The organism is Mycobacterium yunnanensis, from assembly GCF_025823185.1.
GTDB classification, from domain to species: Bacteria; Actinomycetota; Actinomycetes; order Mycobacteriales; family Mycobacteriaceae; genus Mycobacterium; species Mycobacterium yunnanensis.
On sequence record NZ_JACKVK010000002.1, the window covers coordinates 182,950 to 202,573 of the forward strand.

At 69.7% G+C, this 19,624-nt stretch carries 20 protein-coding genes; 6 read left to right on the forward strand and 14 right to left on the reverse strand.

Features of this window, described 5'->3' with window-relative positions:
• Positions 1–7: 7 nt before the first annotated feature.
• The gene (locus tag H7K45_RS03590; RefSeq protein WP_263994397.1) at positions 8–1,027 is read right to left on the reverse strand and encodes an ABC transporter substrate-binding protein; all 1,020 of its coding nucleotides are present in this window, start codon (positions 1,025–1,027) and stop codon (positions 8–10) included.
• Positions 1,028–1,204: 177 nt separating this feature from the next.
• On the opposite strand from H7K45_RS03590, the gene H7K45_RS03595 reads away from it, so the two are divergent.
• Positions 1,205–2,095: a mycobacterial-type methylenetetrahydrofolate reductase gene (locus tag H7K45_RS03595; RefSeq protein WP_263994398.1), complete on the forward strand. Its 891-nt coding sequence runs from the start codon at positions 1,205–1,207 to the stop codon at positions 2,093–2,095.
• Position 2,096: 1 nt separating this feature from the next.
• Here the strand turns inward: H7K45_RS03595 and H7K45_RS03600 are convergent, their stop codons facing one another.
• Positions 2,097–3,029 carry an SGNH/GDSL hydrolase family protein gene (locus H7K45_RS03600; protein WP_263994399.1) on the reverse strand — a complete coding sequence of 311 codons (933 nt, stop codon included), beginning with the start codon at positions 3,027–3,029 and terminating at the stop codon, positions 2,097–2,099.
• A gap of 45 nt (positions 3,030–3,074) precedes the next feature.
• Here H7K45_RS03600 and H7K45_RS03605 point away from each other — a divergent pair, with 45 nt between their 5' ends.
• Positions 3,075–3,911 (forward strand): PHP domain-containing protein, encoded by an 837-nt coding sequence (locus H7K45_RS03605; RefSeq protein ID WP_263994400.1) that lies wholly within the window; start codon positions 3,075–3,077, stop codon positions 3,909–3,911.
• A gap of 32 nt (positions 3,912–3,943) precedes the next feature.
• Positions 3,944–7,867 (forward strand): ATP-dependent RNA helicase HrpA, encoded by a 3,924-nt coding sequence (gene hrpA, locus H7K45_RS03610; protein WP_263994401.1) that lies wholly within the window; start codon positions 3,944–3,946, stop codon positions 7,865–7,867.
• Positions 7,868–8,022: 155 nt separating this feature from the next.
• Here hrpA and H7K45_RS03615 read toward each other — a convergent pair whose 3' ends face one another.
• Positions 8,023–8,199, reverse strand: coding sequence for a hypothetical protein (locus H7K45_RS03615; protein WP_263994424.1), 177 nt, complete (start codon positions 8,197–8,199; stop codon positions 8,023–8,025).
• A 247-nt stretch (positions 8,200–8,446) separates the two neighbouring features.
• On the opposite strand from H7K45_RS03615, the gene H7K45_RS03620 reads away from it, so the two are divergent.
• Positions 8,447–8,665 carry a hypothetical protein gene (locus H7K45_RS03620; RefSeq protein WP_263994402.1) on the forward strand — a complete coding sequence of 73 codons (219 nt, stop codon included), beginning with the start codon at positions 8,447–8,449 and terminating at the stop codon, positions 8,663–8,665.
• A 4-nt stretch (positions 8,666–8,669) separates the two neighbouring features.
• On the opposite strand, the gene H7K45_RS03625 is transcribed toward H7K45_RS03620, so the two are convergent.
• Positions 8,670–9,539: an LLM class flavin-dependent oxidoreductase gene (locus tag H7K45_RS03625; protein ID WP_263994403.1), complete on the reverse strand. Its 870-nt coding sequence runs from the start codon at positions 9,537–9,539 to the stop codon at positions 8,670–8,672.
• 170 nt (positions 9,540–9,709) lie between these two features.
• Between H7K45_RS03625 and H7K45_RS03630 the strand changes: the two genes are divergently transcribed.
• Complete coding sequence (locus tag H7K45_RS03630; protein WP_263994404.1) at positions 9,710–9,913, forward strand: hypothetical protein; 204 nt, start codon at positions 9,710–9,712, stop codon at positions 9,911–9,913.
• Between the two features lie 47 nt (positions 9,914–9,960).
• Here the strand turns inward: H7K45_RS03630 and H7K45_RS03635 are convergent, their stop codons facing one another.
• The 8 genes from H7K45_RS03635 to H7K45_RS03670 are packed head-to-tail and all read right to left on the reverse strand — an operon-like array spanning position 9,961 to position 16,203.
• Entirely contained in the window at positions 9,961–10,617 is a 657-nt protein-coding gene (locus H7K45_RS03635; protein WP_263994405.1) for an MOSC domain-containing protein, read from the reverse strand.
• Between the two features lie 37 nt (positions 10,618–10,654).
• Positions 10,655–11,389 carry a hypothetical protein gene (locus tag H7K45_RS03640; RefSeq protein WP_263994406.1) on the reverse strand — a complete coding sequence of 245 codons (735 nt, stop codon included), beginning with the start codon at positions 11,387–11,389 and terminating at the stop codon, positions 10,655–10,657.
• On the reverse strand, positions 11,386–12,363 hold the full coding sequence (locus tag H7K45_RS03645) for a vWA domain-containing protein (protein ID WP_263994407.1): 978 nt from the start codon (positions 12,361–12,363) through the stop codon (positions 11,386–11,388). The genes H7K45_RS03640 and H7K45_RS03645 overlap by 4 nt, the downstream gene beginning before the upstream one ends.
• Positions 12,360–13,328, reverse strand: a complete 969-nt coding sequence (locus H7K45_RS03650; protein WP_263994408.1) for a hypothetical protein — start codon at positions 13,326–13,328, stop codon at positions 12,360–12,362. Before H7K45_RS03650 ends, H7K45_RS03645 begins: the two co-directional genes overlap by 4 nt.
• The gene (locus H7K45_RS03655) at positions 13,319–13,792 is read right to left on the reverse strand and encodes a hypothetical protein (protein WP_263994409.1); all 474 of its coding nucleotides are present in this window, start codon (positions 13,790–13,792) and stop codon (positions 13,319–13,321) included. Before H7K45_RS03655 ends, H7K45_RS03650 begins: the two co-directional genes overlap by 10 nt.
• A complete protein-coding gene (locus H7K45_RS03660; RefSeq protein WP_263994410.1) occupies positions 13,782–14,654 on the reverse strand; it encodes a DUF58 domain-containing protein in 873 nt (290 codons plus the stop codon). The genes H7K45_RS03655 and H7K45_RS03660 overlap by 11 nt, the downstream gene beginning before the upstream one ends.
• A complete protein-coding gene (locus H7K45_RS03665; protein WP_263994411.1) occupies positions 14,655–15,656 on the reverse strand; it encodes an AAA family ATPase in 1,002 nt (333 codons plus the stop codon). It abuts the gene before it with no gap.
• Positions 15,657–15,711: 55 nt separating this feature from the next.
• Complete coding sequence (locus tag H7K45_RS03670) at positions 15,712–16,203, reverse strand: MSMEG_6728 family protein (RefSeq protein ID WP_263994412.1); 492 nt, start codon at positions 16,201–16,203, stop codon at positions 15,712–15,714.
• A 49-nt stretch (positions 16,204–16,252) separates the two neighbouring features.
• Between H7K45_RS03670 and H7K45_RS03675 the strand changes: the two genes are divergently transcribed.
• Positions 16,253–16,930 (forward strand): GAP family protein, encoded by a 678-nt coding sequence (locus H7K45_RS03675; RefSeq protein ID WP_263994413.1) that lies wholly within the window; start codon positions 16,253–16,255, stop codon positions 16,928–16,930.
• A 70-nt stretch (positions 16,931–17,000) separates the two neighbouring features.
• Here H7K45_RS03675 and H7K45_RS03680 read toward each other — a convergent pair whose 3' ends face one another.
• Together H7K45_RS03680 and H7K45_RS03685 are read right to left on the reverse strand one after the other, a co-directional pair.
• Positions 17,001–18,224: an acyl-CoA dehydrogenase family protein gene (locus H7K45_RS03680; protein ID WP_263994414.1), complete on the reverse strand. Its 1,224-nt coding sequence runs from the start codon at positions 18,222–18,224 to the stop codon at positions 17,001–17,003.
• Entirely contained in the window at positions 18,217–19,413 is a 1,197-nt protein-coding gene (locus H7K45_RS03685) for an acyl-CoA dehydrogenase family protein (protein WP_263994415.1), read from the reverse strand. Before H7K45_RS03685 ends, H7K45_RS03680 begins: the two co-directional genes overlap by 8 nt.
• Positions 19,414–19,624 lie beyond the last annotated feature (211 nt).

Below are 19,624 nucleotides of genomic sequence, written 5' to 3' on the forward strand. Positions count from 1 at the left end.
GGGGAGGCTAGGCGCCGGAGAGGTCCTCCACCGGCTTGCCCGTGTACGCGTTGGCGAGCTGGGGGACCAGCTTGTCGAGGGCGTACATCATCGCGTTGGGGCCCCCGAAGGCGATCGCACCGCTGAGGGTGGAATCCGAACCGGCGTAGAGCGTCCGCCCGTCGCGGACCACGGCGAGCCGCTGGAAGGCCGGGACGTCTGCCATCTGCTCCTTGGACAGGCCGTTGACGAACAACGCGGGACCGTCGAGCAGGTTCAGCTTCTCCTCGGAGACGTCGCCGATGGTGTCGCCGGTGTCGAGTCCGAGTCCGTCGAAGATCGCGTTGCGCGGATCACCCTTGCCAATGAGGTAGTGCGCGTTGGGTTCCGAGGTGAAGTCCGACACCAGCTTCTTGCCGGCGAACTCGGGATGGGCCGCCTTGGCCTCGGCGAACTTGGCGTCGACCTGGTCGACGAGCTTCTGGGCCTGATCTTCGCGCCCGAGGGCCTTGCCCGTGGTCAGCAGCTGGACGTTCCACGGCGTCTCCTCGTCGGGGTAGTCCGCGGACTGCACGACGGTGGGGGCAATCTGCGAGAGCCGGTCGTAGGTCTTCTGGTCGACCGTCTCGTTGATCGCGAAGATCACGTCGGGTTTGGCCGCGGCGATGCCCTCGAAGTTGATGGAGTCACCCTCGATGGCGGGCACGCCCTTGCCCCCGGTCTCCTGCTGCACCCAGGGGAAGCCGTCGTAGTTCTCGAAGTAGCCGCCGCGGCTGCCGACCGGCACCACGCCGAGGGACAACACGAAGTCCTGGTCGATCCAGCCGGCGGTGACGACGCGCTTGGGGTCGGCGGGAATCGTGGTCTCACCGAATTTGTGGGTGACGGTGACGGTGTCCCCGCCGGCGGCCGCGGAGGCAGAGGACGACGGCGCGTCCGAGGAGGTCGACGAACTGCCACAACCGGCGACGAGGGCGGCGCCGAGGAGGGCCGTGGAGGCGAGGGTCAGGGCACGAGGGGCGCGCGATGCGCGACTGAAGATCCGCATCGGGGAAGGCTAGCATTGCCTAACTTAACCTGGTGTGCGCCGGTGTGAGGGCGGCCTTACTTCGCTCGATCGGTAGGGTGACGTCCCGACGGCCCGCACATCTGGCGGTCCTGCGCAACGGAGCGTCGCTCATTTCCGGCATGCCGCGAATTCCATGATGTGAATTGGAGCAGTCCCTTGGCCCTCAACACCATCGCACTGGAACTCGTCCCGCCCAACGTCGACCGCGGGGCGGCCTACGCCGTCGACGAGGCCCACAAGGTGCTGCAGCTGGCCGCGGACGCCGGTATCGAGGGCCGCATCAAGCACGTGATGATCCCCGGCATGATCGAGGAGGACGACGACCGTCCCATCGAGATGAAGCCCAAGCTCGACGTCCTCGACTACTGGTCGATCATCAGACCCGAACTACCCGACATGAACGGGCTGTGCACGCAGGTCACGTCGTTCCTCGACCAGTCGGCCCTCGAACGACGCCTCGGCGAGTTGCTCGCCGCCGGCTTCGACGGCATCGCCTTCGTCGGGGTCCCGCGCACGATGACCGACGGCGAGGGCGCGGGCGTCGCACCCACCGACGCGCTGACGATCTTCGACGGCCTGGTGCCCAATCGCGGCGCCATCCTGATCCCCACCCGCGACGGCGAACGCGGCCGGTTCACCTTCAAGTGCAACCAGGGTGCCAACTACGCGCTCACCCAACTGCTGTACTCCGACGCGATCGTCGGCTTCCTCACCGACTTCGCCGCCACCACCGACCACCGGCCCGAGATCCTGCTGTCGTTCGGGTTCGTACCGAAGATGGAGACCGAGGTCGGGCTCGTCAACTGGCTGATCCAGGACCCGGGCAACGCCGCGGTGGCCGCCGAACAGGCCTTCGTCCGGGAGTTGGCCGCTTCGGACCCGGCCGCCAAGCGCAAGCACATGCTGGACCTCTACAAGCGGGTGGTCGACGGTGTCGGTGGCCTCGGGTTCCCCCTGAGCATTCACTTCGAGGCGACCTACGGCGTCTCGCGGCCCGCATTCGAGACTTTCGCCGAGATGCTCGACTACTGGTCACCCGACCGCTGAATCAGCCGCCCGCGGAGAGGTAGTCGGCCAGCGCCGTCCCCACCGCGCGGGCGCCCGCCCCGTTGGGGTGCAGCGGGGCCGCCGGGCTGACGGGGGCGAACCCCTCGAAGTAGCGGTCCTGCGGTGTCGCGCAGATGTCGTGACCGACGGTCAGCGGCCGGATGTCGAAGAACTCGACGCCGCGATCGGCAGCCACCCGGGCGAGCCGGGCGTCCAGTTCGTCGACCTTGGCCTGGAAGTACGCGGCGTCGACGGGGTTGATGGGCTCGTCGGGGAAGCAGCCCTCGGGCCGGACGTAGGTGCCGTACCCGACCAGGACCACCCGGGCCGACGGTGCCCGCTCGCGTATCGCGTCCACCAGGTCGGACCACTCGTCGGCGTCGTCGTCGATGGCCGAGGAGATGGTGTCCACGCCGTCGACCACGAGGCCGGGTGCGCACGGCGGTAGGTCCAGGGTGCTGCGGCGGCACTTCGCCGCAATGGTCGGCAGGTCGACGTCGTTGCCGCCGATCGTGACGGTGACCAGCTGCGTGTCGGCGGTGACGGCGTCCAACTGGGGTGGCACCGGCCCGGTGCGGGTGGGTTGCGACCGGGAGACGAGGTCCTCGGTGCGCGCGCCGCTGCACGTGACGTCGTCGAACGAGGCCGCCCCGATGCGACGGGCCAGCACCGACGGATAGTCGTTGGTCGACTTCAGGCATCCCACCGGCTGTGCCTGGTCGGGCACCAGCGGGGCCGCCGCGGCCGAGTCTCCCATCGCCACGTACCGCGGACCGGATCCGGCCGGCGCACCCGTTGCGGTCGCGGGCGCCGCCGACGACGGTGGCGCTTCAGGGCTGGGCGCCGCCGGACCAGGAGCCGCACCGCAGCCCGACGCCGTCAGTGCGGCCAGCGCAACCGCGACCACGAGCGGGGCGATTCGGTTGCAAGCCATCACTCGTTCATACCCGGGCCTGCAGAACATGCCACTGTGGGCTGCGTGACGGGCCACGCGACGCTTCCCTCCGACAACCACGTGCACACCGAGTTCTCGTGGGACACCGGTCCGGACGCCTCCATGGTGAACACGTGCCGCCGCGCCGTCGAGATCGGGTTGCCCGCGGTCGCGTTCACCGAACACGTCGACTTCACCGACTGGGGCGACCACGACCACCCGCCGACCGACGCCCGCGTCGGCACGCGCAAGAGGGTGCTCCCGGTCGACGTCGACGGTTACCTGGCCAGCATCGAGCAATGCCGTCACCAGTTTCCCGGGCTGCGCATCCTGTCCGGAATCGAGGCCGGCGAGCCGCATCTGTTCGCCGGCAGCGTCGCCGCGGTGCTGCGGTCGGGAACCTTCGATCGGGTGCTCGGCTCACTGCACTCCATCGTCCACGACGGGCACCTCGTCTACGCCAATCACGTCTTCCGCTCTCGGCCCGCCCACGAGGTGGTGGGGGACTACTTCGCGGAGCTGCTGCGTCTCGTCGAGGGGTCCGACGTCTTCGAGGTGCTGGCCCACTGCGACTACCCGCGGCGCTACTGGCCCGCAGCGCGGGAGGGGCAGTACCGCGAGACCGACTTCGAGGAGGAGTACCGGACGGTCTTCCGCGCCCTGGCCGGCTCCGGACGTCCCCTCGAGCTCAACACCTCCAGCCCGCTCGCGTCGGTGGACCTGATGCGGTGGTGGTACGAGGAGGGCGGCGGTGCGGTGTCGTTCGGCAGCGACGCCCACGTGCCCGTGCGGGTCGGTGACCAATTCGCGGTGGCCGTGGACGTCGTCGAGGCGGCCGGGTTCCGGCCGGGTCGCGACGAGTACGACTTCTGGCGCCGCTGAACCCGAGGCGACGACCGGATATCGTGGACCGAGTGTCCGGCGACGACTTGCGCGAATTGCGTGCGCGGCTCGACGGTCTGACGATCCGCGACGCCGACCGACTCCGGCGTCGGTTGCGCGGCAACGTGGGCCCGGAGGCCCTGGCGAAGATGGCCGCCCAAGTCACGACGGCGGAGGCCCTCGTCGCGACCCGCCTGGCGGCGGTGCCCGAGATCTCGTATCCCGATCTGCCGGTCAGCGAGAAGCGTCACGACATCGCGGCCGCGATCCGCGAGCATCAGGTGGTCGTGGTGGCCGGCGAGACCGGATCGGGCAAGACCACCCAGTTGCCCAAGATCTGCCTGGAATTGGGGCGCGGAATCCGCGGCACCATCGGCCACACCCAGCCGCGCCGACTCGCCGCCCGCACCGTTGGGCAGCGCATCGCCGACGAGTTGGGCGTCCCCCTCGGCGAAGCCGTCGGCTACACCGTGCGGTTCAACGACCACGCCAGTGACCGCACGCTGGTCAAGCTGATGACCGACGGCATCCTGCTCGCCGAGATTCAGCGCGACCGCCGCCTGCTGCGCTACGACACGCTGATCCTCGACGAGGCCCACGAGCGCAGCCTCAACATCGACTTCCTGCTCGGCTATCTGCGCGAGCTGTTGCCCCGGCGACCCGATCTGAAGGTCGTCGTCACCTCGGCGACGATCGAGCCGGGACGTTTCGCCACTCACTTCTCGGGTCCCGACGGCCCGGCGCCCATCGTCGAGGTCTCGGGGCGCACGTACCCCGTCGACATTCGGTATCGCCCACTGGAAGTCGAGGTGCGGTCCGAGGACGCCGAGGACGATCCGGACGACCCCGACCACGAGATCATTCGCACCGAGGTGCGGGATCAGACCGAGGCGATCGTCGACGCCGTTCGCGAACTGGAGTCCGAGCCGCCGGGTGACGTCCTGGTGTTCCTCTCCGGCGAGCGGGAGATTCGCGACACCGCCGAATCGCTTCGCGACGCGCTCAACCCCACCACCGAGGTGCTGCCGCTGTATGCCCGGCTGCCGACGGCCGAGCAGCAGAAGGTCTTCCAGCCGGGCCGGTCGGCACGGCGAATAGTGTTGGCCACCAACGTTGCCGAGACGTCACTGACCGTGCCGGGCATCCGCTACGTCGTCGACCCGGGCCTCGCCCGCATCTCGAGATACAGCCGCCGAACCAAGGTGCAGCGGCTGCCGATCGAGCCCATCTCGCAGGCGTCGGCCGCTCAACGTGCGGGCCGCTCGGGGCGAACCGCGCCGGGCGTGTGCATTCGGCTGTATTCGCAAGACGACTTCGAATCACGGCCCCGGTACACCGATCCCGAGATCCTGCGCACCAACCTCGCAGCCGTCATCCTGCAGATGGCGGCGCTGGGTCTCGGCGACATCGAGAACTTCCCGTTCCTCGATCCGCCGGATGCGCGCAGCGTCCGCGACGGCGTGCAACTGCTGCGCGAGCTCGGCGCCTTCGACGGCCAGGGCGCCATCACCGAGCTTGGTCGCCGGCTCGCGAAGCTCCCCCTCGACCCACGGATCGGCCGGATGATCCTGGCGGCCGACGCCGAGGGATGCGTTCGCGAGGTCCTGGTGCTGGCCGCCGCACTGTCGATCCCCGATCCGCGCGAGCGGCCGTCGGACCACGAGGAGGCGGCGCGGCAGAAACATGCCCGCTTCGCCGACGAGTTCTCCGACTTCTCGTCCTACCTGAACCTGTGGCGCTACCTCGGTGAGCAGCGACGCGCGCTGTCGGGCAGCGCCTTTCGTCGAATGTGCCGCGCGGAGTACCTGCACTACCTTCGCATCCGGGAGTGGCAGGATCTGGCCGGGCAACTGCGCAGCATCGCGCGCGACCTCGGCATCCGCGAGAGCGACGACCAGGAACCCGCCGACCCGGCGAAGGTGCACACCGCTCTTTTGGCGGGTTTGCTGTCCCACATCGGTTTTCGTGACGCCGACAGCAAGGACTCCCGCGAGTTCCATGGCGCCCGCAATTCCAAGTTCGTGCTCGCGCCGGGGTCGGTGCTGACGAAGAGGCCGCCGCGCTGGGTCGTCGTCGCCGAGTTGGTGGAGACCAGTCGCCTGTTTGGACGGATTGCGGCGCGCATCGAGCCGGACATGGTCGAACGCGTGGCGGGGGACCTGGTGCAGCGCACGTACAGCGAACCGCACTGGGACGCCCGGCGAGGCGCGGTGATGGGATACGAGCGCGTTACCCTCTATGGCCTGCCGCTGGTGGCCCACCGACGCATTGGGTACGCACAGGTCGACCCGGTGGTGGCGCGGGAGCTGTTCATCCGGCACGCCCTCGTCGAGGGGGACTGGCAGACGCGACACCACTTCCACCGCGACAACACCGCGCTGCGTGAAGAACTCGCCGAGCTGGAGGAGCGGGCACGGCGCAGGGACCTGCTCGTCGACGACGACGAGATCTACGCCATTTACGACGCCCGGGTACCGGCGGAGGTGGTGTCTTCTCGGCACTTCGACGGGTGGTGGAAGAAGCAGCGGCACCGCACGCCGGATCTGCTGACGTTCACCCGAGAGGACTTGCTGCGCAACGACGCCGATGCCGACCGACCCGACACCTGGCAGGCCGAGGATCTGTCGCTGCCGCTGACCTACCGCTTCGAACCGGGCCGAGAGGACGACGGCGTCACGGTGCACGTTCCGGTCGAGGTCCTCGCCCGGCTCGGCGGAGACGAATTCGGCTGGCACGTACCGGCCTTGCGCGAGGAGCTGGTCACCGCGCTGATCAAGTCGCTGCCCAAGGATCTGCGGCGCAACTTCGTGCCGGCTCCGGACACCGCACGCGCCGTCGTCGGGTCCCTGGATCCGAGTGCCGGATCCCTGCTGGACGCGCTGCAACGCGAGCTGCGCCGCCGCACCGGCATTCTGGTGCCCGTCGACGCCTTCGACCTGTCGAAGCTGCCCGACCACCTGCGGGTGACCTTCGCCGTCGAGGCCGGCGACGGCACCGAACTCGCGCGCGGAAAGGACCTCGAAGCGCTGCAGGAGCGGCTCGCCGCACCGGTGCGCGACGCCGTCGCAGGCGCGTTCGCCGGTGATCTCGAACGCACCGGGTTGTGCACCTGGCCCGAGGACCTCGACGAGCTCCCACGCGTCGTCGAGACCGCCGGTGGCGGCCGTGCGGTGCGCGGCTATCCGGCCCTCGTCGACGAGGGAGCGACGGCCGGCGTTCGAGTGTTCGCGACCGCCGCCGAGCAGGGCGCGGCGATGGGAGCCGGGACCCGCCGCCTGCTCAGGCTGTCGGTCCCGTCGCCTACCAAGGCGCTCGAGAAGCAGCTCGACACCCGAACCCGCCTGGTGCTGGGCAGCAATCCCGACGGGTCGCTGGCCGCGTTGCTCGACGACTGCGCCGACGCCGCCATGGCAGCGCTGGTCACGACGCCCGTGTGGAGCCGCACGGAGTTCACCGCGGTGCGCGAACGGGTGGCGGCGGCCCTGGCGCCCACCACCCGCGACGTCCTGACGCGGGTGCAGCGGGTGCTCACCGCGCTGCACGACGTCCAGGTGGCGCTGCCTGCCGCCCCGAGCGCCGCGCAGGCCGATGCGATCGCCGACATCCGTGCGCAACTGGCGGCGTTGGTGCCGCGCGGTTTCGTCAGCGCCACCGGCGTGGCTCACCTACTGGACCTGGCGCGCTACCTGACGGCCGTCGTCCGGCGCCTCGAGCGCTTGCCGCAGGGCCTGGCCGCCGACCGTGAGCGGATGGATCGGGTGCACCAGTTGCAGGACGTCTACGCCGACGTGGTCGCTGCGCTGTCGCCGTCGCGCGCCGCGGCCGACGACGTGCGGGACGTCGCGCGGCTGATCGAGGAGTTCCGCGTGAGTTTGTGGGCTCAGCAGCTGGGCACCGCGAGACCGGTCAGCGAGCAGCGGATCCACCGGGCGATCGACGCGATCACCCGCTCATAGCGACCGCAGGAAGCCCTGCAGCGCGTCGAGGTTGCGATACCAGTTGAGACCGCCTCGAATGCCGTTTGCGGGACAACTCCGTCATCGCGCCTTGGTGGCCACACGAAGAAGGGGCACCCGCCGAGCGGGTGCCCCTTCTGGTGTTCAGTCGTGCGTCAGCGGCTTTGGTGCACCGTCGTGTCGACGTGCGGCACGTTGACCTGCTGAGTGATGTCGTTGATGAACGCGTGGTGGTCGATGTCGGCCTGCGCGGCACCCGAGAGACCCAGGGCGCTGGCGGCGAGACCACCGGCGACGATCGTGGCGAAACCAAACTTCTGCATCTTCTTCATGATGTTCATCCCTTCATTCCGAACGTGTGCGTGTCGCGGCCTCGTGCTGCGATTCGGACGCTCTCCCGGTGCGGAGTTTCCTTCGTGCCGGTCTGAAGAGTGGAACGGGCCCGGGCGGGGTTTTCATTCCTCGTGTGTCCGGTGCCACACGCGGTCCGGCCGACGGAATGGATTGCGCCTCAATGCCGTTGATTCCTCTGTAATCAAGAGAAGCATTCGCCGCATGTTGCGGCTCAAAGGAATTCCCATGCATGTCAGTGCCCGTCTCCTCACCCCCTTGGCCGTGGCCGGGGGCGCCGCAGTAGCGATCGCGCTGGCGCCAGCCGCGTCAGCCGGCCAGCTCGAGTGCACCGATCTGGGCTCGGCGACCCAGTGCGTGACGCCGGGCAACAGTCAGATCACGGCCAATGCGCCGATCGTGCAGCAGCAACCGCAGATCATCATCATCCACCGCAACCACTGGTGACGGCTCAGGGCAACGCGGCCCGCACCCGACCCGCGGCCCCGACGAGGTCGGCGACACCTCGATCCAGCGGTTGCAACGCCACTGCATCCACGCCCGCGGCGAGATAGGGAGCCAGCCCCGCGGCGATCTGGCCGACGTCACCACCCACTCCGAACACCCCGGTGGGAGGCACGTCCTGCCGCCGGGCCTCCTCGGCGAGCCGACGGTCGGCGTCGGCACCTGGCGCGCACGCCAGGAACAGCGTCGTACTGAAGGACCGGGACGGCGCATTCGCCGCGGCACGGCCTTCGGCGACATGGCGTAGTGCGTCGGTCACGGTGTCGCTGGTGTACCTGCTGTCGAGCAGGACGCCGTCGGCGATCTCACCCGCCAGGCGCAGCGTCTTCGGTCCGGTACCGCCGATGAGGATGGGGTACGGCCGGGCACTCGGAAATTCCAGGCGCACCTGGGACAGGCGCACGTAGCGGCCCTCGGTGGTGACCTCCTCGCCCGCGAGTAGGGCCCGCAGGGCGGTCACGTATTCGCGGAGCAGAGTCAGCGGCGATTCGACGGCCGCACCGGCCTGCCGCATCCAGCTCTGGACGCCGTGGCCGACCGCGACGCGGGTGCGCCCGGGGAACGACGACTCGAGCGTGGCGAACTCCATCGCGGCCGCCGTCACGTTGCGCAGCGGCGCGGGGATCAGGCCGATGCCGACGCCGAGCCGTTCGGTGGCGGCCAGCGCGACGGCGACCTGCGCGACACCGCCCTGTTGAAAGCAGTCCTCCCACAGCCACAACTCGTCGACGCCGGCGGCCTCGGCCTCCGTGGCGATGCGCCGCAACTCGTGCGGCGGAAAGTCGGGACGGAAGATGACGCCGAGTCGGATGCTCACCGCACCATCATGCCCGCCACCGCACCGTGTTTGCTAGCTGGGCTAGATAGATTTCGGGGCGTGCCGTTTCTGCCATCGAGCGATCACATTCCGCCAGTGGAATCAAAGCGCTGAGCTGCCTGTTATAGGCAGCAGAACGCCAAGAGGATTTCTAAAGAAGGACACAGATCGTGAAGAAGTTCGGATTTGCCACCATCACCGCCACCGCATTCGCGGCAGCCCTCATCGGGCTGGCCGGGCCCGCCGACGCGGCGCCCGTCGCCAACCCCGCACAGGTCGGCTACAACGCCGGCATCGACCATCACCAGTGGATCAACGACATCCAGCAACAGGTGAATCGGCCGCCGGCCCCGATCGTCGGCAACGGCCGCTGATCGAGAGTTCGACCACGAGGGGCATCCGGCAACGGGTGCCCCTCGTGCTACGTCGCAGTGGCGCGCCGCCGCGCCAGTGCCTTGACGTCCTCGGGCAGCGCATCGGCGACGAGCACGTCCGGCAGCAGGTCCTTGTCCACCATCAGCGCACGGTAGACGAAGCCGACCGTGATGCCATGCGCGGGCACGTCGACGACCTCGACGGCGTCCCCACCCGACACCGAGCCCGGTTCGAGCACCCGTAGATAGGCACCCGGTGTGCCGCCGCGGGCGAAAGTCCGTATCCACCCGGCGATTCCGAGCCTGCTGGCGAACGTCTTACACGGCGTACGGGGGCTGGTGACCTCGAGGAGCAGACCGTCGGTGCCGACCCGCCAGCGCTCACCTACTACCGCGCCGGTCACGTCGACGCCCGTCGTCGTGAGGTTCTCGCCGAACATGCCGTTGGTCAATTCGCGGTCCAGCGTCGCGGCCCACGAATCGAGATCCTCACGCGCATAGGCGTACACGGCTTGGTCGTCACCACCGTGCAGCTTGCGGTTGCCGATGACGTCGTCGACGATCCCGCTGCCAAGGCCGCCACGCATGGGACCCGGAGCCCGGACCGCCACCGGCCCGCTGACCAGACGTTTGTCGATGCCCGTCTTCTTGCCGTTGCCGCCCGGCTCGACGTGCGTGCGGTTGACCGTCAACACCGTTGCCACCCCACGAGGGTAGACGGCCGGGGTCGACGGTGCCTGGTCAGCCGCCGTTCTGCGCCGCCGCGGCGTCCCGCAGGATCTGCTCGAGGCGGTCCAGCGGGTCACCCACGCCGGGGTTGAGTCGCAAGGGCTCGCGCTCGGAGGGAGCCGACCCCGGCGCGCCCGCAGGCGGGGGAGGCGGTGGCGCCGCCGGTGGCGGAGGAGGCGGAGGCGGTGGCGGAGGTGCCGCCGCCGCGACGGCCGCGAGTTTCGCGCCGAGGCGAGCCACGGTGGCCTCGAGGACGGCGCGACGGTCCGGGTCGGCATCGGCGCTGCCGGTGAAGCAACCCGGCGGTGCGGCCTCGACGACGGACAGCGCCGAGCGGTACCACCTGGCCGCCGACGCGTCGAACGTCGACGCGGCGCGATCGCCGAGGGTCTCGCGGACCAGTTCGAGGTTGACCCGCACCGGGCAGGAGTCGGCCTCCTCGGTATTCGACAGTGCCCCGGAGAACTGTGCGTCGGCGTCGGTGAGGCGGTCCTCCAGAACGGCGAGAGTGCCTGCGGCGAAGCGGGTTCGGGCTGGCTCGACGACGTCGAGCACGCTCAGCGTCGACACGTCGCGGCGCAGGGCGTCGGCGTCACGGGCGGCGAAGTCCGTGGGGGCCGAGCCGCCAGCGAGGACCACCGACCACAGCTTGACCACGACGACGATCACGACGAGCGAGATGGGCGCCGACGCCACCAGCAGCCGCGTCCTCGGTGAGAACCGACGCCATAGGGACCGCGGGGTCACGCGATCACGTCCGTCATGGTCTGCCTGGTGCGGCGGAATTCGCGAAGCACGTGGTACAGCTCGACGAGCACCAGCACTGCCGCCAGTGCGGCCGGCGCCCAGTACAGCTCGGTGCGGGTGGCCGACCCGCTGCCGGCAGTCGGCGCCGAACTGCCGTCGGCAGGTGCGGCAGGCAGCACCGACGCGAGGTCGGCGCCGTCGCGCAGTGCGTACGGGACGCCGATCTGGTCGGCCACGGTGCGCAACGTCGCCTCGTCGACCGTCGACCGCTCGACCTCCGCACCGGGAATCGGGCCGCCCGACGGGGTGCCGTAGCCGAGCACCGCCCCGCCGTCGACCGCACTCTCGGGGAGGTTGAAGTCGCGCGGTGGCTGGGCCGCCTCGGGCGCGCCGGCACCCAGGTAGAAGACCAGGTTCTGGGCGCGGGGATATTGCTGAACCGCGCCGATCAACTGGTACCGCAACATGTTTCCGGCCGATCCGGCGTTCGTCTCGGTCACCGCGTCGGGGGAGGCGGCATACGGCGTCAGGGTGGAGGCCACGGGCCGCAGGCTCCAGGTGTCCGCGGAGAGGGGCCAGTCCAACGCCGCCCGGCTCGCGAACGAGATCAGGGCCACCCGGGCGCCGGGATAGCGGTCGAGGAGCACGGCGACGTCGGCGCGTGCGGCCGTCATCCTCGACGCGCCGTCGGGTCCGTCCTGCACGGCCATGTCGGGGGACCGGTCCACGAGGATGAATACGTTGGGTGCCTGCGAATCTGCCACGCGCGTCATGGGATCGTCGGGATCGAGCACGGGCCGGGCGGCCGAGACGACGAGTAGCAGTGCCGCAGCGGTCAACCCACCCCACCGCCACAGCGCGCCGCGGGTACGGCTGGCGGAGGACATCCGGCGAAGAGCCGCGACGCGGGCCACCAGGATGACGGCCGCGACGACGGCCAACAACAACGGTGGCACCACGAGCTCGACGGTCATCGGGCCCGAACCATCGGCCAGCCGGCCACCGCGAGCATCGCGGCGAGGGCGATGAGCACGGGCACGTCGGGAGATTCCGGTGCCCGCTCGCCGTCGGCGTCATCGCTGACCCGGGCGGCAGGAGGATGGTCCCGAATGTCGTCGAGCCGTGCGGTCACGCTCGGACCGGCGGGCAGGGCGCGTCCCCCGGTGGCGCGCGCCAGGTCCGACAAGGCGCCGTCGTCCCGCCCGGTCACCACGGCGTTCACCTGCACCCCACCGGCGAGTGCGAGGTCTCGGACCCGGTCGGCGGAGAACAGCGCGGGACCACCTGGCGGCGTCGAATCGGGTCCGACGTAGATCAGCGAACGCCGTTGCGCCGTCGGATGTTCGAAGTCCGGAAACCCGGTGAGGCACAGCGTCAGGAGGTCGTCGAGGTTCGGCGTGTAGTCCACGTAGGTCACCGGGGCCGAGAAGGCGGCCACGTCCCCGCGCTGATCGGCCGGCCGGGCGTAGTCCGACAGCGTCTGCTTGGCGTATTGGTAGTCCCGCGTCAGCGGGATCACGCGACGGTTGGCCGAGGTCAACCCGATGCGTTGCGTGCCGAAACCGTCGACCTGGCTGGCGAAGTAGGTCAGCGTCGCGGCCACCGCCGGATCGGTCGACGGTGCGCCCATGCACAGCATCACGTCCTCGGGATCACCCCCGCCGACTCGCGTTGCCGTCGTGGGCAATCCCGTCGGGCGGGCCGCGACGAGCACCGATGCGGCGAACGCCACCGCCAGCAGCACGATCGTGACCACCGCCGCCACGGTGCGGGCCCGAACGGCTCGCGTGTATTCCGGCAGCAGGGTGAGGCGCTCGGTGTTCGCCAGCGGGCGCAGCCGTCGGCGTTGGGCGCCCATCGGCCGGAACAGGACCACGGCGATGCACACCGCGAGCGCGACGCACCCCGCGATGACGAAGGGAATCCACGTCACGCCCACGATCGGATCAACTCCTCGGCGTCATGGCTGACCACGCCGACGTCCAGTCCCGAGGCCGCGTTGAAGCGCACGTCGACCAAATTCGCCAACAGCGGTGCGGCAGCAGCGATCTCGCTGTTCGCCACGTCGTCGATCTGCATGTACTCCGCGCGCACGCCGCTGACCTGACGCAGGAAGCGACGCAGTTCGCGGTCGACGGCCTCGCCCGCGGGTTCGGCGTCGAGGTCGCCGGCCCGATAGCGGTCACCGATGGCGCGTACGGCACGCGCGGCCCGGTAGCGAATCACGCGGTCGCGGGCCGCGCCGACCACCGGCACGGTGCGAAGCCTGCGCCGCGGACTGGTGGCCACGAACACGCCGAGGTAGAAGACGATCAGCACGACGGTGAGTGCGATCGCCAGCCAGAGCCACCACGACGAGTACGGCGTCGGCCCGATGACGTGGCGCAGCAGGTCATCCGGCACGGGCGTACACCTGGGTCATCGCGGTGAGCTGATGGCGAATCGCGTTGCTGCCGCCGATCACCGCGTGCGGTATGCCGTAGTCGACCATGAAGTCCGAAAGCCGTTCCCGCCGTTGTGCTTCGGCCTGTCGAAAGGCGTCGACCACGCGCGGTCCGAGAGCGCCTGCGCCGAAGACGAAGCTCCCGTCGGACACGTCGAAGCCGTCGTCCTCGTCGTCGGACGATCCGATCAAGGGCACGTCCGCGACCGTCGCCCACATGACGTCGTGGCGGGCGGTGAGCCGCGACACCACCTCGGCCAGCCGGTCGTCGGGGTCGGGCTCGTCGGACACCACGAACAACAGCAGCGGCCTACGTTGGTGGCGGGCCACCCAGTCCAGTTGCGTGACGATGCGACTCGACGACGGACGGGTGCCGGCATGGTCGGCGAAGCGGTGCAGCATGTGCTCGACATGGGTCTCGCCTCGCCGCAACCGCACGTCGACGCTGCCGCGGGCGTCACCGAACACCATGCCGATCTCGTCGGAGCGGCGCAGGGTGATCAGCCCCATCGCCCCGATGACGTTGGCGGCGACGTCGCGCTTGAGCTCCCCTGACGGCGCGGTGGCGGACATGTTCCGGCCCGCATCGGCGACCACCATGATCTTGTGATGTTTCTCGGTGACGAAGCGCTTGATCAACACCTGGCCCGAGCGGGCCGAGGCCTTCCAGTCGATGTCACGGACGTCGTCGCCAGGCACGTACGGACGTAGGTCGTCGAACTCGAGGCTGCGGGTGTGCACCAGCGCGTACCGCCCGCCCTCGAGCAGGCCGTTGCCGTCACGTCCGAAGAACGTCCTTGCGTGGTCGAGATGGACGCCCACTCACGGCACCCGCACTGCCTGCAGGACCGCGTCGACGACCACGTCCGGCGTGACGCGGGCACTGGCCGCCTCGAAACCCAGGATCAGCCGGTGCCGCAGCACCCGGTGCGCCAACTTGGCGATGTCGTCGGGCACCACGTGGGTGCGCCCGCGCAGCACCGCCAGCGCCCGCGCCGACCGGCAGAACGCGATGGTGGCGCGCGGGCTGGCGCCGTATTCGATCAGCCGCGCGATCCCCGGCGACAGATGCGCCTGCGGGTCGCGCGTGACGCCGACGAGGTGGCTGGCGTATTGGATCAGGGCCCGGTCCATGTGCACCGAGGTCACCAACCGTCGCGCGCGGCGCACGTCGTCGAGGCTCACCACCGGCGCGGTGCGGTGGTCCTTGTCGTACAGACCCGCGTCCATCCGCGAGATGACCTCCACCTCGTCCTCCGTCGACGGGTAGTGCACCACCTCCTTGAGCATGAAGCGGTCGGTCTGGGCCTCCGACAGCGGATAGGTGCCCTCCTGGTCGACCGGATTCTGGGTCGCGATCACCAGGAACGGCTCCGGGATCGGATGCACCACCCCGGCGATGGTGGTCTGGCGTTCCTCCATCGCCTCGAGCATCGCGCTCTGAGTCTTGGCGCTGGACCGGTTGATCTCGTCGAGCAGCACGACGTTGGCGTGCACGGGCCCCAGCCGGGTGACGAACGAGTTGGTCGACGCCTCGTAGATCTGCGTGCCGATGATGTCGCTGGGCAGCAGGTCAGGCGTGCATTGGATGCGCCTGAATTCACCACCGACGGATTCGGCGACGACCCTGGCGGCGGTGGTCTTGGCCAGCCCGGGCACGCTCTCGACCAGCACGTGACCACCGGCGAGCACGCCGATCAGCATGGATTCGCGAAGGTGGTGCTGCCCGACGACCTTGGCCGAGAACGCGCCGGCGACGGCGTTCACCACGCGTTGCGCGTCGGCCAAGGCGGTCTGGTCGAGATGCGATCGTGCGGCGGTCATGGATCCCTTCGGAGATGGTGCGGGTCGTCGTTGGGGGTACCCGAACGGTCGGCGTTCACGCCCCGCCGTCGAGCGGCACCCGTCGTGGCCGGTCCGACGGCGGCCAGGCGTACGGCAGCCCCTCGGGCACGTCCGGGAAGTGGTGACGGTAGTGCTCCGGGTCCTTGGATGCGAGCGCGGACTGGTGGCTGCGGTGAAACGCCGGGTCGCCGAGCCACGGCGGCAGGTCGCCCGCGTGGGCCAGTTCGTCCTGGTCGCGGACGACGACGAGCCCGGTGCCGGCGTCGAGATCGGTGAGCAGCGTGGCGGAGGTCGTGTCGGCGTGTCCCCGTCGCAGCCACTCGTCGGCCACGACGAGGCCGTAGCGGACCAGGGCCTCCTCGTAGCCGGCCCACATGGCGGCCGCGGGATGACGCCGCCAGCCGTATCCAGGGACGGTCAGTGCCCGCAGGATCTGAATGGTCTCGGCACGCTGCTTGCCGAGGCGGCGGGAGTCCAGCACGGCGGCCGAAGCGGCGAAGTCGGGGTAGGGCAGGAAGGTCTGCATGTCGTCGGGTTACCCGCTCGCAACCGGCCTCCCGTAGGTTCGTCAGGTCATGCTGGGACTACTGCTACCGCTGCTGGGCTTCGCGCTTCTCGACTCGTTGAACGTCCTGAATCTCGGTGTGACCTCGGCAGTCGTGTACGACAGCAGGCTCAGTCGCAGGTCGGCGTTGCCCGGCGGGCTCAGCTTCATCGCCGGTGTGTTCGCGGCGACCTCGACGTTCGGCGTGCTCACCGTGCTGGGGCTGACCTTCCTGACCGACCGCGTCGACCTCGAGGTCACACCGACGCTGCGGTACTGGGGCCAGCTGGTGCTGGGCGTCGTCCTCATCGCGGTGGCCAGCCTGTCGGGCTCGGCACGCCCGACCCCGCCGCTGTGGGCGCTGAACCTGACCCGGCGCAACCCGTGGCTGTTCGCGATCGTCGGACTGGTCATCGGATTCGGCCAGTCCGCGACGTCGGTGCCCTACCTCACGTCGCTGACGATGCTGTCGGCTCACACGCACTCGCCGTGGCCCGTGATCGTGGTGGTCTACTGCTCGGTGGCGCTGCTGCCGTCGCTGTTGGTGCTTGGGCTCTCGACGCGGCGGACGATCCGGGCCCGTCGCGCACAGCGCAACATCGTCAGGGCCACCACCCGATACGGGCCGACGACGGTCCGGGTCCTGTTCGTCGGCGTCGGCGTGGTCCTCGTCGCCGGGGCGCTGGTGAACTACCGCGCGCTGTGGTGAGCGCGGCCGCGAGACTGCGTCCACGGTCGTGATCGCGCGACATTCACGACCGTGGACGCAGTCTCGACGCTCAGCCGCGGGTGCCGTCGGCGACGCGCGGAGCCTTGTCGGCCGTGGCGGTGTCGAGCACCATCTCGGCCACCCGTGACCGATGCGCTTCGGCACTTCCGAGCAGCGCGGCGTCGACCGTGGCCCGCTTGAAGTACAGATGTGCCTGGTGCTCCCAGGTGAAGCCGATGCCGCCGAGGGTCTGAATGGCGTCGGCGGCGATGCGGCTGAACGCAGCAGAACACGTCGCCTGCGCGATGCTGGCGGCCAACGCCGGATCGTCGGACCCGTCGGCCAGCGCCCAGACCGCGTGATACGCCGTCGAGCGGGCGTGTTCGAGGTCGACCATCATGTCGGCGAGGCGGTGCTTGACCGCTTGGAACGAGCCGATGGGCCTGCCGAACTGGAGGCGATCCTTCGCGTATTGGACGGCGACGTCGAGCAGGTGCTGGGCCGCGCCGACCTGTTCGACGGCCAGCAGGGCCGACGCGACCTGGAACGCGTGGGTGAGGACCCGCTGCGCCTCGTCGGGGCCGGCCACCAATTGGCCCGGTGCGTCCGACAGGGTGACGGTGGCCTGTGGCCGGGTCAGGTCGACGGTGAGCTGGTTCGTCCGCTGGACGCCGGTGCCTGCGGCGTCGACCGCGAACAGGCTGACGCCGTCCTGGCCTGTCGCCGCAACCAGTAGGACGTCGGCGGCACCCGCGTCGACGACGCCGTCGACCGTGCCGGTCAGCCCCGAGTCAGTGGATCGCACCGTGACGTCCGCGGCGTCGAAGGCACCGGCGCTGTCGGGCACGACGAACGCCGCCGTGCGGCGACCCTCGACGAGATCGGCGAGCAGTTCGTCGCGGACGGGGCCGGCCGACGACGCGACAAGGGCGGGGATGGCGAGGAAGACCGTGCCGAACAGCGGCCCACAGGCCAGTGCCGCGCCGAGCTCCTCGACCGCGACGGCCTGGTCGACGAGCGTGCCGCCGACGCCGCCGTCGGCCTCGGGCACCGAGAGTCCGAGCACGCCGAGCTCGGCACCGAGGCGGCCCCACGCGGTCGGGTCGAAGGGCGGGTCGGACTCCATGAGTCGGCGAATCGTCGGCTCGTCGAAGTTCTCCGCGGCGAACCGGCGGACCGCGGACAGCAGCTGTTGCTGTTCGTCGGTGAACAGGAATTGGGCGCGGGGTTCGGCCGCGAGCGTCTCCGCCAGATCAGCCACTCTGTCGGGCTGATCCGCACGCTTCTCAGCCACGGGGGATCTCCTTCCACGCCATGCCCGCATCCGCCCGCAGATCACCGGGCAGGCCCAAGACCCGCTCGCCGAGAATGTTGCGCATCACGTCGGACGTACCGCCTTCGATGGTGTTGGCGCGGCTGCGCAGATAGCGCTGCTGAATGGGTCCGCGCCAGTCGGAGTCCTCGCGCTCGGATTCGGGTTTGGAGTAGCCGTGGTACAAAATGCCTTCTGGGCCAAGCAAATCCATGCAGAACTGATAGATCTGCTGGTTGAGCTCCGCGCCGACGAGCTTGCCGATCGAGCCCTCCGGCCCCGGCCCGCCGACGGTGGCCGACACGCGGGAACGTTCGGAGGTCAGGCGCTGGGCTTCCGACCGCAGCCATAGCTGGGTGAGCCGGTCGCGTAGGACGGGTGTCTGGCGCTCGGGCCGGGTCGCCCACAACGAGACTGCTTCGGAGATGGTGCCCGCCCCGCGTCGGCTGCCGCTACCGCCAAGGGCGCTGCGCTCGTTCATCAGCGTCGTCATCGCCACGCCCCAGCCGTTGCCGACCTCGCCGAGACGGTGGGCGTCGGGGATGCGCGCGTCGGAGAAGTACACCTCGTTGAATTCGGCCTGGCCGGTGAGCTGCCGCAGGGGTCGCGTCTCGACACCGGGGGAGTGCATGTCGATCACGAAGTAGGTGAGGCCCTTGTGCTTTGGCACGTCGGGATTGGTGCGGGCCAGCAGCAGACCCCACCGCGCGCGGTGGGCGAGGCTCGTCCACACCTTCTGCCCGTTGATCACCCAGTCGTCCCCGTCGCGCACCGCGGAGGTGGCGAGGCCGGCCAGGTCGGAGCCGGCGCCGGGCTCGGAGAACAGCTGACACCAGATGTCCTCGGTGGTGGCCAGTGGGCGCAGCCACTGCTTCTTCACCTCGTCCGACAGGGCGTGCTCGCGGATCGTCGGTGCCGCCATGCCGTAGCCCATCGGGTTGAGACCCAGCGGCACGGGTCCGCCGGCGCCCTGCAGGATTCGATCGGCGACAGCTTGGTTGCCTCTCGAAAGGCCAAGTCCACCAAGACCTTCGGGGAAGTGAACCCAGGACAGGCCGGAGTCGTAGCAGGCTCCGAGGAATTCCCGGACCGGAACGGACGTGGGGTCGTGCTCGGCTACCACCGCCTTCGCGAGGTCGGCCACCCGATCGGCATCAGCAACGTTGCTCATCTGGTCACGATAGAAAGTCGACACCCGTCAACCGACACCGGGTACCACTTGCGCACATCCCGTGTGCTGGGAGATCGCTCGATTGTCCTTGGATTCAGGCGGTCGCTGCAACGTATGTGGACGGATTCGAGAGTAGTCGGTGGAGTTCTTCGGCTGGGGTTGCCCAGTTGTGGCGTTTGCGGGGTCGGGCGTTGAGTTCGGCGGCGACTTC